The 14999-nt window shown below is 59.9% G+C and carries 12 protein-coding genes; all 12 read left to right on the top strand.

What is annotated here, in order from left to right:
* Nucleotides 1–15 precede the first annotated feature (15 nt).
* Entirely contained in the window at nt 16–771 is a 756-nt protein-coding gene (uppS, locus tag CF161_RS10835; RefSeq protein ID WP_020296619.1) for a polyprenyl diphosphate synthase, read from the top strand.
* A complete protein-coding gene (locus tag CF161_RS10830) occupies nt 771–1577 on the top strand; it encodes a phosphatidate cytidylyltransferase (RefSeq protein WP_020296618.1) in 807 nt (268 codons plus the stop codon). The genes uppS and CF161_RS10830 overlap by 1 nt, the downstream gene beginning before the upstream one ends.
* A complete protein-coding gene (gene ispC / locus CF161_RS10825) occupies nt 1574–2764 on the top strand; it encodes a 1-deoxy-D-xylulose-5-phosphate reductoisomerase (RefSeq protein WP_020296617.1) in 1191 nt (396 codons plus the stop codon). The genes CF161_RS10830 and ispC overlap by 4 nt, the downstream gene beginning before the upstream one ends.
* A gap of 52 nt (nt 2765–2816) precedes the next feature.
* Nucleotides 2817–4169 (top strand): sigma E protease regulator RseP, encoded by a 1353-nt coding sequence (gene rseP, locus CF161_RS10820; RefSeq protein ID WP_020296616.1) that lies wholly within the window; start codon nt 2817–2819, stop codon nt 4167–4169.
* A 74-nt stretch (nt 4170–4243) separates the two neighbouring features.
* Entirely contained in the window at nt 4244–6634 is a 2391-nt protein-coding gene (gene bamA, locus CF161_RS10815) for an outer membrane protein assembly factor BamA (protein ID WP_020296615.1), read from the top strand.
* Nucleotides 6635–6679: 45 nt separating this feature from the next.
* The gene (locus tag CF161_RS10810; protein WP_020296614.1) at nt 6680–7183 is read left to right on the top strand and encodes an OmpH family outer membrane protein; all 504 of its coding nucleotides are present in this window, start codon (nt 6680–6682) and stop codon (nt 7181–7183) included.
* A 3-nt stretch (nt 7184–7186) separates the two neighbouring features.
* Complete coding sequence (gene lpxD, locus CF161_RS10805; RefSeq protein WP_020296613.1) at nt 7187–8242, top strand: UDP-3-O-(3-hydroxymyristoyl)glucosamine N-acyltransferase; 1056 nt, start codon at nt 7187–7189, stop codon at nt 8240–8242.
* Between the two features lie 109 nt (nt 8243–8351).
* Nucleotides 8352–8792 (top strand): 3-hydroxyacyl-ACP dehydratase FabZ, encoded by a 441-nt coding sequence (gene fabZ, locus CF161_RS10800; RefSeq protein ID WP_007907157.1) that lies wholly within the window; start codon nt 8352–8354, stop codon nt 8790–8792.
* Nucleotides 8789–9565, top strand: coding sequence for an acyl-ACP--UDP-N-acetylglucosamine O-acyltransferase (lpxA, locus tag CF161_RS10795; protein ID WP_020296612.1), 777 nt, complete (start codon nt 8789–8791; stop codon nt 9563–9565). The genes fabZ and lpxA overlap by 4 nt, the downstream gene beginning before the upstream one ends.
* Before the next feature lie 2 nt (nt 9566–9567).
* On the top strand, nt 9568–10698 hold the full coding sequence (gene lpxB, locus CF161_RS10790; RefSeq protein WP_020296611.1) for a lipid-A-disaccharide synthase: 1131 nt from the start codon (nt 9568–9570) through the stop codon (nt 10696–10698).
* 11 nt (nt 10699–10709) lie between these two features.
* Complete coding sequence (gene rnhB, locus CF161_RS10785) at nt 10710–11342, top strand: ribonuclease HII (RefSeq protein WP_020296610.1); 633 nt, start codon at nt 10710–10712, stop codon at nt 11340–11342.
* 70 nt (nt 11343–11412) lie between these two features.
* A complete protein-coding gene (dnaE, locus tag CF161_RS10780; protein WP_020296609.1) occupies nt 11413–14934 on the top strand; it encodes a DNA polymerase III subunit alpha in 3522 nt (1173 codons plus the stop codon).
* Nucleotides 14935–14999: the final 65 nt, after the last annotated feature.

Below are 14999 nucleotides of genomic sequence, written 5' to 3'. Positions count from 1 at the left end.
GGGTCAGACGTTTTCATGGAAAAGACCAAGCAGTCCGTATCGTTTTCGGTGCCGCGACATGTCGCGATCATCATGGACGGTAATAATCGCTGGGCTAAAAAACGCTTTATGCCCGGTGTCGCCGGGCATAAGGCGGGTGTCGACGCTGTTCGTGCAGTGATAGAGGTGTGCGCCGAGGCCAAGGTCGAAGTGCTCACCCTGTTCGCCTTTTCCAGCGAGAACTGGCAGCGTCCGGCGGACGAGGTCAGTGCCTTGATGGATCTGTTCTTCAAGGCGCTGCGTCGCGAGGCCAAGCGTCTCAATGAGAACAACATCAGCCTGCGGATCATCGGTGATCGTTCGCGCTTCCATCCGGAACTGCAGGCGGCGATGCGCGAGGCTGAGGCCATCACGGCGGGCAGCAATCGCTTCATCCTGCAGATCGCCGCCAATTACGGCGGTCAGTGGGACATTGCCCAGGCCGCCCAGCGCCTTGCGCGCGAAGTGCAGGCCGGTCACCTGCGGCCGGAGGACATCACTCCGGAGTTGTTGCAGACCTGTCTGGCGACCGGCGACCTGCCGTTGCCCGACCTGTGCATCCGTACCGGCGGCGAACACCGCATCAGCAACTTCCTGCTGTGGCAGCTGGCTTATGCCGAGCTGTACTTCTCCGACCTGTTCTGGCCGGACTTCAAACACGATGCCATGCGTACTGCGCTGGCCGATTACGCTTCTCGCCAGCGGCGCTTCGGTAAAACGAGCGAGCAGGTCGAGGCTGGAGCCCGGGTTTAATGCTTAAACAACGAATCATTACTGCGCTGATCCTGCTGCCGATCGCCTTGTGCGGGTTTTTCCTGCTCCAGGGGGCGGGTTTCGCCTTGTTTATCGGGCTGGTAGTGACGCTTGGGGCGTGGGAATGGGCGCGTCTGGCCGGGTTCAATGGCCAGGCGGCGCGCGTGGTGTATGCCGCGGTGGTCGCGGCGCTGCTGTTTCTCATGTACCTGATGCCCGGCATTGCGCCTTGGGTGTTGGGTGCTGCGGTGCTCTGGTGGGCGGCGGCGACCTTCCTGGTGCTGACCTATCCGCGCACCAGCGAACATTGGGCGGGCGCTGCGGCCAAGCTGGTGATCGGCCTGTTGATCCTGTTGCCGGCCTGGCAAGGCCTGGTGTTCATCAAGCAGCTGCCGTTGGGCAACTGGTTGATCATGGCGGTGATGGTTCTGGTTTGGGGGGCTGATATCGGCGCCTACTTTTCCGGCAAGGCGTTCGGCAAGCGCAAGTTGGCGCCGCAGGTCAGCCCGGGCAAGAGCTGGGAAGGCGTGTATGGCGGCCTGGCGCTGAGCCTGGTGATCACTGCGGTGGTCGGCCTGGTTCGCGATTGGTCTGTCGCTCAGATCCTGCTGGGCCTGCTGGGTGCAGCGCTGGTGGTGTTTATCTCGGTGGTCGGCGACCTGACCGAGAGCATGTTCAAGCGTCAGTCCGGGATCAAGGACAGCAGTAACCTGTTGCCCGGCCACGGCGGTGTATTGGACCGCATCGACAGCCTGACGGCTGCTATTCCGGTGTTTGCGGTGCTGTTGTGGATGGCTGGATTGTGAGTCGTCCTCAGCAGATTACGGTTCTTGGCGCCACAGGTTCTATCGGCCTCAGCACCCTGGATGTGATTGCCCGGCATCCGCAGCGTTACCAGGTGTTTGCCTTGAGCGGCTTCAGTCGCATGGCGGAGTTGTTGGCGCTGTGCGTGCGTCATGCGCCGCGCTTTGCCGTGGTGCCTGAGGCCGCAGCGGCCAGCAGCCTGCAGGATGATCTGCGTGCTGCCGGGCTGCAGACCCGGGTCCTGGTGGGTGAGGCAGGTTTGTGTCAGGTGGCTGCCGACCCTGAGGTCGATGCGGTCATGGCGGCCATTGTCGGCGCCGCGGGCTTGCGCCCGACTCTGGCGGCGGTCGAGGCGGGGAAGAAGATTCTCCTGGCCAATAAAGAGGCGCTGGTCATGTCCGGCGCCTTGTTCATGCAGGCGGTGCGTAAAAGTGGCTCGGTGCTGCTGCCGATCGACAGTGAGCACAATGCGATTTTTCAGTGCATGCCGACGGATTTTTCCCGCGGCTTGAGCAATGTCGGTGTTCGACGGATCCTGCTGACCGCTTCTGGTGGCCCATTCAGGCAGACGCCGTTGAATGAGTTGCAGGATGTTTCTCCGGAACAGGCCTGCGCCCATCCCAACTGGTCGATGGGGCGCAAGATATCGGTCGACTCCGCGAGCATGATGAATAAAGGCCTGGAGCTGATCGAGGCGTGCTGGCTGTTCGACGCCAAGCCTTCCCAGGTCGAAGTGGTGATCCACCCGCAGAGCGTGATCCACTCCCTGGTCGACTATGTGGACGGTTCGGTGCTGGCGCAGTTGGGCAATCCCGATATGCGCACGCCTATCGCCAATGCCCTGGCCTGGCCTGAGCGCATCGACTCCGGTGTTGCGCCCCTGGATCTGTTTGCCATTGCGCGCCTGGATTTCCAGGCACCGGATGAACAGCGATTCCCCTGCTTGCGCTTGGCGCGTCAGGCGGCAGAGGCGGGCAATAGCGCTCCGGCCATGCTGAATGCGGCCAATGAAGTGGCAGTTTCCGCGTTTCTCGAACGGCGCATCCGTTACCCTGAGATCGCGAGTATCATCGCAGAAGTTTTAAGCCTCGAGCCGGTGGTTGCGGTCGACGAACTGGACGCTGTGTTCGCGGCGGACGCCAAAGCCCGTGCCTTGGCTGAGCAATGGTTGAGTCGCAACGGGCGATAGGCGTTGTGACTGGCCAAGCGGTCGGCACCGGATAGGATTGCGGAGAAAGTAGATGAGCGCGCTCTATATGATTGTCGGCACCCTGGTTGCGTTGGGCGTGCTGGTTACCTTCCATGAATTCGGCCACTTCTGGGTGGCGCGCCGCTGTGGCGTCAAGGTTCTGCGTTTCTCCGTGGGCTTTGGTATGCCGCTGCTGCGCTGGCATGACCGCCGTGGCACCGAGTTTGTCATCGCCGCTATCCCTCTGGGCGGCTACGTGAAGATGCTTGATGAGCGCGAAGGCGAGGTGCCTGCCGACCAGCTCGATCAGTCTTTCAATCGCAAGTCCGTGCGCCAGCGTATCGCCATTGTTGCGGCGGGTCCGATTGCCAACTTCCTGCTGGCCCTGGTGTTCTTCTGGGTGTTGGCGATGCTCGGCAGCCAGCAGGTACGACCGGTCATCGGCGCGGTAGAGGCGGGCAGTATTGCTGCCAAGGCCGGCTTGAATGTCGGCGAGGAAATCGTCGCCATCGACGGCGAGCCGACATCCGGTTGGGCCGCGGTCAACCTGCAGTTGGTGCGACGCCTGGGCGAGAGCGGTTCGTTGCTGTTTTCGGTGCGCGAGCAGGGTGCGACGGTCGACTCGCCGCGCCAGCTGGTATTGGACAAGTGGCTCAAGGGGGCAGACGAGCCGGACCCGATCCACTCCCTGGGGATTCGACCTTGGCGCCCTGCGTTGCCTCCGGTGTTGGCTGAGCTCGACCCGAAAGGGCCGGCCTTGGCGGCCGGGTTGAGGACTGGCGATCGCCTGCTGGCGCTGGATGGTCAGGCGCTGGGCGATTGGCAGCAGGTTGTCGATTGGGTGCGTGTACGTCCTGATACCAAAATTGTGCTGCAAGTCGAGCGTGATGGTGCTCAAATCAACGTCCCTGTGACCTTGGCAAGCCGTGGTGAAGCCAAGGCGGCTACCGGCTATCTGGGCGCTGGAGTGAAAGCGGTCGATTGGCCGCCGGAGATGATTCGCGAGGTCAGCTACGGTCCGCTGGCGGCTATTGGCGAAGGTGCCCGACGCACCTGGACCATGAGTGTATTGACCCTCGATTCCCTGAAGAAAATGTTGTTCGGCGAGCTCTCGGTAAAAAACTTGAGTGGACCGATAACCATTGCTAAAGTGGCGGGCGCTTCTGCCCAGTCGGGTGTCGCTGATTTCCTGAATTTCCTTGCTTATCTGAGTATTAGCCTGGGGGTTCTGAATTTGCTGCCCATTCCTGTACTGGATGGGGGGCATTTGTTGTTCTATCTGATCGAGTGGGTGCGTGGTCGCCCCTTGTCGGATCGGGTGCAGGGTTGGGGGATACAGATCGGTATCAGCTTGGTGGTTGGGGTGATGTTACTTGCCCTGGTCAACGATTTGGGTCGACTGTAACGCTTCGCTGAATTGCGAATCTGCCGCATTTTGCGGCAGTTTGTTTATTGCCAGTTGGAATAAGAAAGGACTTCATGAAACGTCTGCTGCTAACTGCGGTTCTCACCGTATTGATGATCGCCGAAGTTCACGCCGAGTCCTTCACTATCTCCGATATCCGCGTCAACGGCCTCCAGCGGGTCTCCGCGGGTAGCGTCTTTGGTGCCTTGCCGTTGAACGTCGGCGAGCAGGCGGATGATCGTCGCCTGGTGGAATCCACTCGTGCGCTGTTCAAAACCGGTTTCTTTCAAGACATCCAGCTGGGCCGCGATGGCAACGTCCTGGTCATTACGGTAGTCGAACGTCCGTCTGTTGCCAGTATCGAGATCGAGGGCAACAAGGCGATCTCGACTGAAGACCTGATGAAGGGCCTGAAGCAGTCCGGCCTGGCCGAAGGCGAAATCTTCCAGCGTGCCACCCTCGAAGGCGTGCGTAACGAGCTGCAGCGCCAGTACGTCGCTCAGGGTCGCTACTCGGCCACCGTCGACACCGAAGTGGTGCCGCAGCCGCGTAACCGCGTAGGCCTCAAGGTCAACATCAACGAAGGCACGGTTGCTGCGATCCAGCACATCAACGTCGTGGGCAACACTGTATTCCCTGACGAAGACCTGATCGGCCTGTTCGAACTCAAGACCACCAACTGGCTGTCGTTCTTCAAGAACGACGACAAGTACGCCCGTGAAAAACTCTCCGGTGACCTGGAGCGTCTGCGTTCCTACTATCTGGATCGTGGCTATATCAATATGGATATCGCTTCGACCCAGGTGTCCATCACCCCGGACAAGAAACACGTCTACATCACGGTCAACGTGAACGAAGGCGAAAAGTACAGTGTTCGCGACGTCAAGCTCAGCGGCGACTTGAAAGTGCCTGAAGACCAGGTCAAGTCCCTGTTGCTGGTGGAAAAAGGCCAGGTGTTCTCGCGCAAGCTGATGACCACCACTTCCGAACTGATCACCCGCCGTCTGGGTAACGAGGGCTACACCTTCGCCAACGTCAACGGCGTGCCTCAGCCGCACGATGAAGACCACACGGTCGATATCACCTTTGTTGTGGATCCAGGCAAGCGTGCCTACGTCAACCGCATCAACTTCCGTGGCAACACCAAGTCCGAAGACGAAGTGCTGCGTCGTGAAATGCGCCAGATGGAAGGTGGCTGGGCGTCGACTTACCTGATCGATCAATCCAAGACCCGCCTTGAGCGCCTGGGCTTCTTCAAGGAAGTCAACGTCGAAACCCCGGCAGTTCCGGGTGTCGATGACCAGGTGGACGTCAACTACGCAGTTGAAGAGCAAGCGTCCGGTTCGATCACCGCCAGCGTCGGTTTCGCCCAGAGTGCGGGTCTGATCCTGGGTGGTTCCATCACCCAGAACAACTTCCTGGGTACGGGTAACAAGGTCAGCATCGGTTTGACCCGCAGTGAATACCAGAGCCGCTATAACTTCGGTTATGTCGACCCCTACTGGACCGCTGACGGTGTGAGCCTGGGTTACAACGCTTTCTATCGCACCACTGACTACAAAGACCTTGATGTCGATGTTGCCAGCTACGCCGTAGACAGCCTGGGTGCGGGTGTCAGCGTCGGTTACCCGATCAGCGAGACCTCGCGTCTGACCTTCGGCCTGACCGCGCAACAAGACAAGATCAAGACTGGTCTGTACACCGTCGATGAAATCTTCGACTTCGTGAACAAGCAGGGCGACAGCTACCTGAACTTCAAGGCTTCGGCCGGCTGGTCCGAGTCGACCTTGAACAAAGGTGTCCTGGCAACCCGTGGCCACTCTCAGAGCCTGGTTCTGGAAACCACCACTCCTGGCAGTGACCTGTCGTTCTTTAAACTCGACTACCGTGGCCAGTTGTTCCAGCCACTGAGCGAAAACTACACCATGCGCCTGCACACCGAGCTGGGTTATGGCGATGGTTTTGGCGACACCAAGGGCTTGCCGTTCTACGAGAACTACTATGCTGGTGGCTTCAACTCGGTTCGCGGCTTCAAGGACAGCACCCTGGGTCCACGCAGTACGCCGAGCCGTGGTGTAGGCGTGACAGGTAACGCCGGTACAGCAGCCGACCCGGACCAGGATCCACTGCCATTCGGCGGTAACGTTCTGATCCAGGGTGGTGCCGAGATCCTGTTCCCGCTGCCGTTCGTCAAAGATCAGCGCTCCCTGCGTACCTCGGTATTCTGGGATGTGGGTAACGTGTTCAGTTCCAAGTGCGATTCGACTTCCAACACCATCGCCGCTTCGAACGTTAAAACGGAATGTAACGACATCAGTCTCAGCAATCTGGCCAGTTCCGTGGGTGTCGGTGTGACGTGGGTCACCGCCCTGGGACCATTGAGCTTCGCCCTGGCGATGCCGATCAAGAAACCGGATGACGCTGAAACCCAGGTGTTCCAATTCTCCCTCGGTCAGACTTTCTAAGGGTCTGATCCAAGATAATGACAATGGATTTTGTAGGAGTGCATCGTGCGTAAGTTGACTCAATTGGTTCTCCTGGCCACCGTTCTGGTCGCGACCCCGGTCTTTGCAGACATGAAGATCGCGGTACTGAACTATCAGATGGCTCTGCTGGAGTCGGACGCTGCGAAGAAATACGCAGTGGATGCCGAGAAGAAGTTCGGTCCTCAGTTGACCAAGCTCAAGACTCTGGAAAGCAGCGCCAAGGGCATTCAGGATCGCCTGGTTGCCGGTGGCGACAAGATGCAGCAGGGCGAGCGTGAGCGCCTGGAGCTTGAATTCAAGCAAAAGGCCCGTGACTTCCAGTTCCAGTCCAAGGAGCTGAACGAAGCCAAGGCTGTTGCCGACCGCGAGATGCTCAAGCAACTCAAGCCGAAGCTCGACAGCGCAGTGGAAGAAGTGATCAAGAAGGGCGGTTTCGACCTGGTCTTCGAGCGTGGCGCAGTCATTGATGTCAAACCTCAGTACGACATCACTCGCCAGGTTATCGAGCGCATGAATCAGCTGAAGTAACCCATGACCGCGACTATTAAGCTCGGCCGATTGGCCGAGTTCCTCGGCGCCACCTTGCGTGGCGACCAGGAGAAAGAAATCACTGGGCTAGCCACCTTGCAGGAGGCTGGCCCAGCTCAGTTGAGCTTTTTGGCAAATCCGCAGTACCGCAAGTACCTGGCTGATAGCCAGGCCGGTGCTGTGCTGCTTAAAGCGGCTGATGCCGAGAGTTATGCCGGTGATGCGTTGGTGGTGCCTGATCCTTATCTGGCCTATGCGCGAATTTCCCATCTGTTCGACCCCAAGCCCAAGGCCGTGGCTGGCGTTCATCCCTCAGCGGTGATTGCCGATGACGCCGTGGTCGATCCGTCGGCCAGTATCGGGCCGTTTGCGGTGGTCGAAAGCGGCGCGTCGATTGGCGCCGGGGTGACGGTTGGCGCGCATTGCTTTGTCGGGGCGCGCAGCGTTATTGGCGAAGGCGGCTGGCTTGCGCCACGGGTCACGCTTTATCACGACGTGCGGGTCGGCAAGCGAGTGGTCATTCAGTCCGGTGCGGTACTGGGTGGCGAAGGGTTTGGATTTGCCAATGAGAAGGGCGTCTGGCAGAAGATTGCCCAGATCGGCGGGGTCACCATTGGCGACGATGTGGAGATTGGCGTCAATACCGCCATCGACCGCGGCGCCCTGGCCGATACCGTGATTGGCAATGGTGTGAAGCTGGACAACCAGATTCAGATCGCCCACAACGTGCAAGTCGGTGATCACACCGCCATGGCCGCTTGTGTGGGGATTTCCGGCAGCACCAAGATTGGCAAGCACTGCATGCTTGCAGGTGGCGTCGGGTTGGTTGGCCATATCGAAATTTGTGACAACGTTTTCCTGACCGGGATGACCATGGTGACCCACTCGATTACCGAGGCTGGCTCCTACTCCTCCGGTACTGCCATGCAACCTGCTGCCGAGTGGCGCAAAAGTGCGGCCCGTATCCGTCAGCTCGATGACATCGCGCGACGCCTGCGGCATCTGGAAAAGCGCGTTGGGGACGTGACCCCTGACGGTAATGCTTCATCAGATGGCTGAAACCATTTCCATATCAAGTGTGCACAGCCGCTAGACTGCCTCCTTGATTTGCTAGAGGAGCACGCGTTAGTCGCGCGCTCCCAATCTTTACTACAGGCTTCCCCACGAAATGATGGACATCAACGAAATTCGCGAATACCTGCCCCACCGTTATCCGTTCCTGCTGGTGGACCGGGTGGTGGACTTGGATGTTGAGGGCAAGCGCATTCGTGCCTACAAGAATGTCAGCATCAACGAGCCTTTCTTCAATGGTCACTTCCCTGCGCATCCAATCATGCCGGGCGTGCTGATCATCGAGGCGATGGCTCAAGCTGCCGGCATCCTTGGTTTCAAGATGCTGGACGTGAAGCCGGCCGATGGCACCCTTTACTACTTCGTTGGTTCCGACAAGCTGCGCTTCCGCCAGCCGGTGCTGCCGGGTGATCAACTGATCCTTGAAGCCAAGTTCCTCAGTTGCAAGCGTCAGATCTGGAAGTTCGAGTGCCAGGCTTCGGTCGATGGCAAGCCAGTCTGCTCCGCTGAAATCATCTGTGCGGAACGCAAGCTATGAGTTTGATTGACCCTCGCGCAATCATCGATCCGACGGCCGTTCTGGCCGACGACGTCGAGGTCGGCCCCTGGTCGATCGTCGGCGCTGGTGTGGAAATCGGCGAGGGTACAGTGATTGGCCCCCATGTGATTCTCAAGGGGCCAACCCGGATCGGCAAACATAACCGCATCTACCAGTTTTCCTCGGTAGGCGAGGACACGCCCGATCTCAAGTACAAGGGTGAGGAAACACGGCTGGTGATCGGAGACCACAACGTCATCCGTGAAGGTGTGACCATTCACCGCGGTACGGTCCAGGATCGCTCCGAAACCACCTTGGGCGATCACAACCTGGTCATGGCCTATGCCCACATCGGACATGACAGCGTGATCGGCAACCACTGCATTCTGGTCAACAACACTGCGTTGGCTGGGCATGTGCACGTGGATGACTGGGCGATCCTCTCCGGTTTCACCCTGGTTCACCAGTATTGCCATATTGGCGCCCATAGCTTTTCCGGCATGGGCACGGCCATCGGCAAGGACGTACCTGCGTTCGTCACGGTATTCGGCAACCCCGCCGAAGCCCGCAGCATGAACTTTGAAGGCATGCGCCGCCGTGGTTTCAGCGAAGACGCGATCCACGCCCTGCGCCGAGCCTATAAAGTGGTGTACCGCCAGGGGCTGACCGTTGACCAGGCCCTGGCCGAGTTGGCCGAGCCTTCTGTGCAATTCCCCGAAGTCGCGATCTTCCGTGACTCGATCCAGTCTTCGACCCGTGGCATCACTCGTTAATCATGAGCAATCTGCGTATTGCGCTGGTGGCTGGCGAGGCCTCCGGCGATATTCTCGGCGCCGGTTTGATGCGCGCGCTCAAGGCCCGGCATCCTGCGGTTGAATTTATCGGCGTCGGCGGCCCGCTGATGCAGGCCGAGGGCCTGGTTTCGTACTTCCCCATGGAGCGCCTGGCGGTCATGGGGCTGGTGGAAGTGCTGGGGCGGCTGCGTGAGCTGCTGGCACGGCGCAAGAAGCTGATCCAGACCCTGATCGCCGAAAAGCCTGACGTGTTTATCGGCATCGACGCACCTGATTTCACCCTGAATATCGAGCTCAAGCTGCGACAGGCCGGGATCAAGACGGTGCACTATGTCAGCCCGTCCGTCTGGGCTTGGCGGCAGAAGCGTGTGCTGAAGATCCGCGAAGGTTGCGATCTGATGCTGACGCTGTTCCCGTTCGAGGCAAAATTCTACGAAGAGAAGGGTGTTCCGGTGCGGTTTGTCGGTCACTCCCTGGCCGATGCGATTCCACTGGAAGCTGATCGTGCTGCGGCTCGCGCTGAGCTGGGTTTGCCCGATGGCCCGCTGGTGGCATTGATGCCAGGCAGTCGTGGCGGTGAAGTCGGGCGCCTGGGGGCGCTGTTCCTTGATACCGCGCAACGTCTGCGGGCCATGCGCCCTGGCGTGCGTTTTGTCATGCCCTGTGCCAGCCCCGAGCGCCGTATCCAGTTGGAGCAATTACTGGCCGGTCGCGACTTGCCGTTGACCTTGCTTGACGGCCAGTCCCACCGGGCCTTGGCGGCTTGCGATGCGGTACTGATTGCCTCTGGCACCGCGACCCTGGAAGCGCTGCTGTACAAGCGGCCGATGGTGGTCGCCTATCGTCTGGCGCCGCTGACGTTCTGGATTCTCAAGCGCATGGTTAAAAGCCCCTACATCTCCTTGCCCAACTTGCTGGCCCAGCGTTTGCTGGTGCCCGAGTTGCTGCAGGATGAGGCGACGCCCGACGCCCTGGCGCGGACGTTGTCGCCACTCATCGAGGGGGGCGAGGAGCAGACTCGCGGCTTCGACGAAATCCATCGAACCTTGCGTCGGGACGCCTCGAACCAGGCGGCTGATGCAGTCCTGAACCTGATCGGCAAAGCGCAATGAGTAACCTGAAGATGCAGATGGGCCTGGACTTTACCCTGGTGGCCGCCACTGAAGAGCTGGTGTGCGGCGTCGATGAAGTCGGACGCGGTCCGTTGTGCGGTGCGGTGGTCACGGCGGCGGTCATTCTGGATCCGAACCGGCCGATCCTTGGCCTCAACGATTCGAAGAAACTCACCGAAGCCCGGCGCGAAAAACTCTACGACGAGATCTGCGAGAAAGCCCTGAGCTGGTGCATTGCCCGCGCTGAAGTCGAGGAAATCGACGAACTGAATATTCTTCACGCGACCATGCTCGCCATGCAGCGCGCGGTGGAAGGGCTGAGCATTACCCCGAAGCTGGCGATGATCGACGGTAATCGTTGCCCGAGGCTGGCGATGCCCGCGGAGGCGGTGGTCAAGGGTGATAGCAAGGTGCCGGCAATTGCCGCCGCGTCGATTCTGGCCAAGGTCAGTCGCGACCGTGAAATGGCGGCGTTCGAGCTGATCTATCCGGGTTACGGCATCGGTGGCCACAAGGGTTATCCGACGCCTGTGCACCTTGAAGCGCTGGCCCGCCTGGGGCCGACGCCGATTCACCGGCGTTCGTTCGCGCCGGTCCGCCAAGCCTATGAAGCACGCGAGCGCTTGAGCGAGACACAGTCCTGAGGCTGATGTTTTAGCCGAGGCCCGGTACAATCCGGGCCTTGTTGTTTTTGTGCTTACTTACAGGATCACTATGCCGGCTTCATTCGTTCACCTGCGCCTGCACACTGAATACTCACTGGTCGACGGTCTGGTGCGGATCAAGCCGCTGGTCAAGACGCTGGCCGGCATGGGCATGCCCGCCGTGGCGGTCACCGACCAAAACAACATGTGTTCCCTGGTCAAATTCTATAAAGCCTCCATGGGCGCGGGTATCAAGCCGATCTGCGGCGCCGACTTGTGGCTGTCGAACAAGGATCCGGACAACCCACTGAGCCGGATCAGCCTGCTGGCGATGAACGCCGTCGGCTATCGCAACCTGACTGAGTTGATCTCCCGTGGTTTTATCGATGGCCAGCGTAATGGCCAGGTGATTATCGAGCGGGAATGGGTGGCCGAGGCCGCGGACGGCTTGATCATGCTGTCGGCCGCCAAGGAAGGTGAGATCGGCATCGCCTTGATTAGCGGTGACCTGGCGGAAGCCGAGACCCTGGCTCGCGATTGGATGGCGGTGTTCCCGGATCGCTTCTATCTGGAAGTTCAGCGCACCAATCGTCCGAATGACGAAGAGCAGTTGCACGCAGCCGTGGCCCTGGCCGACAAGATCGGTGCACCGCTGGTGGCGACCAACGATGTGCGTTTCATCAAGCAGGAAGACTTCGAAGCTCACGAAACCCGCGTTTGCATCGGTGAGGGCCGCGCCCTAGACGATCCACGGCGCTCGAAAAACTACAGCGACCAGCAGTACCTGAAAAGCGCCGATGAGATGGCCGAGCTGTTCAGTGACTTGCCCGAGGCGCTGGAGAACTCGGTCGAAATTGCCAAGCGCTGCAATATCGAGGTCAAGCTGGGCACTCACTTCCTGCCCAACTTCCCGATTCCCGATGGCATGACCATCGACGAGTATTTCCGCAAGGTCTCGTTCGACGGCCTGGAAGAGCGGCTGTCGGTGCTGCTGCCCAAAGACACGACCGAAGATTACGAAGCCCGGCGCCAGGTGTACGTCGATCGCTTGAATTTCGAGCTGGATATCATCATCCAGATGGGCTTCCCCGGTTACTTCCTGATCGTTATGGACTTTATCCAGTGGGCCAAGAGCAACGGCGTCCCGGTAGGTCCGGGCCGTGGATCGGGTGCCGGGTCCCTGGTGGCCTACGTGCAGAAGATCACCGACCTCGACCCGCTGGAATATGACCTGCTGTTCGAACGTTTCCTCAACCCGGAACGGGTCTCCATGCCCGACTTCGACGTCGACTTCTGCATGGACGGTCGTGACCGGGTGATCGACTACGTGGCCGAGAAGTACGGCCGCAACGCGGTAAGCCAGATCATCACCTTCGGTTCCATGGCCGCCAAGGCTGTGGTGCGGGACGTGGCGCGGGTCCAGGGCAAGTCCTACGGCCTGGCGGATCGCCTGTCGAAGATGATCCCGTTCGAAGTCGGCATGACCCTGGAAAAAGCCTACGAACAGGAAGAGATCCTGCGCGACTTCATCAAGGTCGATGAAGAAGCGGCGGAAATCTGGGAGATGGCGCGCAAGCTTGAAGGCGTGGTGCGTAACGTCGGCAAGCACGCCGGTGGTGTGGTGATCGCGCCCACCAAACTGACCGACTTTTCGCCGATCTATTGCGATGAAGAAGGCGATGGCCTGGTTACCCAGTTCGACAAGGATGACGTCGAGGCCGCGGGCCTGGTGAAGTTCGACTTCCTCGGCCTGCGGACCCTGACCATCATCGATTGGGCCCTCAAGACCATCAACCGCGAGCGGGCCAAGGTCGACGAAGAGCCACTGGATATCGCCTTCATCCCGCTCGACGACAAGCCGACCTACAGCCTGCTGCAAAAGGCTGAAACCACGGCGGTGTTCCAGCTTGAGTCGCGAGGCATGAAAGAGCTGATCAAAAAGCTCAAGCCCGACTGCCTGGAAGACTTGATCGCACTGGTGGCCCTGTTCCGTCCGGGCCCTTTGCAATCGGGCATGGTGGATGACTTCATCAACCGTAAGCACGGTCGCGCCGAACTGGCCTACCCGCACTCCGATTACCAGTACGAAGGCCTCAAGCCGGTACTGGCACCGACTTACGGCATCATCCTGTATCAGGAACAGGTGATGCAGATCGCCCAGGTCATGGCCGGTTACACCCTCGGTGGTGCGGACATGCTGCGCCGGGCGATGGGTAAGAAAAAACCCGAGGAAATGGCCAAGCAACGCGGCGGTTTCATTGAGGGGTGCGCCACCAATAATATCGACCCGGACCTGGCGGGTAACATTTTCGACCTGGTGGAGAAATTCGCCGGTTACGGCTTCAACAAATCCCACTCCGCGGCCTACGGCCTAGTGTCGTACCAGACGGCCTGGCTCAAGGCTCACTACCCGGCGCCGTTCATGGCTGCGGTGCTCTCGGCGGATATGCACAACACCGACAAGGTCGTGACCTTGATCGAGGAAGTGCGGACCATGAAGCTGCGCCTCGACGCGCCAGACGTGAACACCTCGGAATTCAAGTTCACGGTGAACGACGAAGGCCGGATCATTTATGGCCTGGGGGCGATCAAGGGGGTTGGCGAAGGGCCGGTTGAGGCCATTACCGAGGCGCGCCAGGCCGGGCCGTTCAAGGACCTGTTTGATTTCTGCGCCCGGGTGGACCTCAAGCGCATCAACAAGCGCACCCTTGACGGCTTGATCCGCAGTGGCGCCCTGGACCGCCTGGGCCCGTATTTCCACGATGAGCCCAAGGCCTATCAGGCCAACATCGACCAGAACCGGGCGGTGTTGCTGGCCGCCATGGAAGAAGCGATCAAGGCGGCCGAACAGACGGCCCGGACCCACGACAGTGGCCACGCCGACCTGTTTGGCGGCCTGTTCGTGGAAGAAGACGCCGATGTCTACGCCAATCACCGCAAGGCCAAGGAGCTGACCCTCAAGGAGCGCCTCAAAGGTGAGAAAGACACCCTGGGGCTGTACCTGACCGGTCACCCGATTGACGAGTATGAAGGTGAAATCCGCCGTTTCGCCCGCCAGCGCATCATCGACCTGAAGCCGGCGCGGGATACCCAGACCGTGGCGGGGATGATCATTGCCCTGCGGGTCATGAAGAACAAAAAAGGCGACAAGATGGGCTTCATTACCCTGGACGACCGTTCGGGGCGGATCGAGGCTTCACTGTTTGCCGAGGCCTTCCATTCGGCGCAGTCCCTGCTGCAGACCGACGCGATGGTGGTGGTCGAGGGCGAGGTCAGCAACGATGACTTCTCCGGCGGCCTGCGCCTGCGGGTCAAGCGCGTGATGAGCATGGAGGATGCGCGGACCAACCTGGCGGAAAGCCTACGGCTCAAGGTTCATACCGAGGCCCTCAAGGGTGATCAGCTACGCTGGTTGGGCGAACTGCTCAAGCGGTATCGCGGTGCCTGCCCGGTGACCATGGAATATGCCCGGGATGATTCCAAGGCCTTGCTGCAGTTCGGCGAAGGCTGGCGAATCGACCCGGCGGATGCATTGATTCAAGCCCTGCGTGACCAGTTCGGGCGAGACAACGTCTTCCTCCAATACCGTTGACGGTCAGCGGGCATTCCTTGCGTTATCGGGTTTGCCCTGACCTCGACCCGGATTTTAATCTCGAC

The organism is Pseudomonas sp. CF161 (assembly GCF_000416215.1).
Lineage (GTDB): Bacteria > Pseudomonadota > Gammaproteobacteria > Pseudomonadales > Pseudomonadaceae > Aquipseudomonas.
This window is presented reverse-complemented; position numbering and strand designations above follow the sequence as displayed.

What these genes read in the sequence shown, in the direction of transcription:
- lpxD (WP_020296613.1), top strand. Translation starts at nt 7,187, where the DNA reads ATGACCGCGACTATTAAGCTCGGCCGATTGGCCGAGTTCCTCGGCGCC.
- rnhB (WP_020296610.1), top strand. Translation starts at nt 10,710, where the DNA reads ATGCAGATGGGCCTGGACTTTACCCTGGTGGCCGCCACTGAAGAGCTG.
- uppS (WP_020296619.1), top strand. Translation starts at nt 16, where the DNA reads ATGGAAAAGACCAAGCAGTCCGTATCGTTTTCGGTGCCGCGACATGTC.
- fabZ (WP_007907157.1), top strand. Translation starts at nt 8,352, where the DNA reads ATGATGGACATCAACGAAATTCGCGAATACCTGCCCCACCGTTATCCG.
- dnaE (WP_020296609.1), top strand. Translation starts at nt 11,413, where the DNA reads ATGCCGGCTTCATTCGTTCACCTGCGCCTGCACACTGAATACTCACTG.
- rseP (WP_020296616.1), top strand. Translation starts at nt 2,817, where the DNA reads ATGAGCGCGCTCTATATGATTGTCGGCACCCTGGTTGCGTTGGGCGTG.
- bamA (WP_020296615.1), top strand. Translation starts at nt 4,244, where the DNA reads ATGAAACGTCTGCTGCTAACTGCGGTTCTCACCGTATTGATGATCGCC.
- lpxA (WP_020296612.1), top strand. Translation starts at nt 8,789, where the DNA reads ATGAGTTTGATTGACCCTCGCGCAATCATCGATCCGACGGCCGTTCTG.
- lpxB (WP_020296611.1), top strand. Translation starts at nt 9,568, where the DNA reads ATGAGCAATCTGCGTATTGCGCTGGTGGCTGGCGAGGCCTCCGGCGAT.
- CF161_RS10830 (WP_020296618.1), top strand. Translation starts at nt 771, where the DNA reads ATGCTTAAACAACGAATCATTACTGCGCTGATCCTGCTGCCGATCGCC.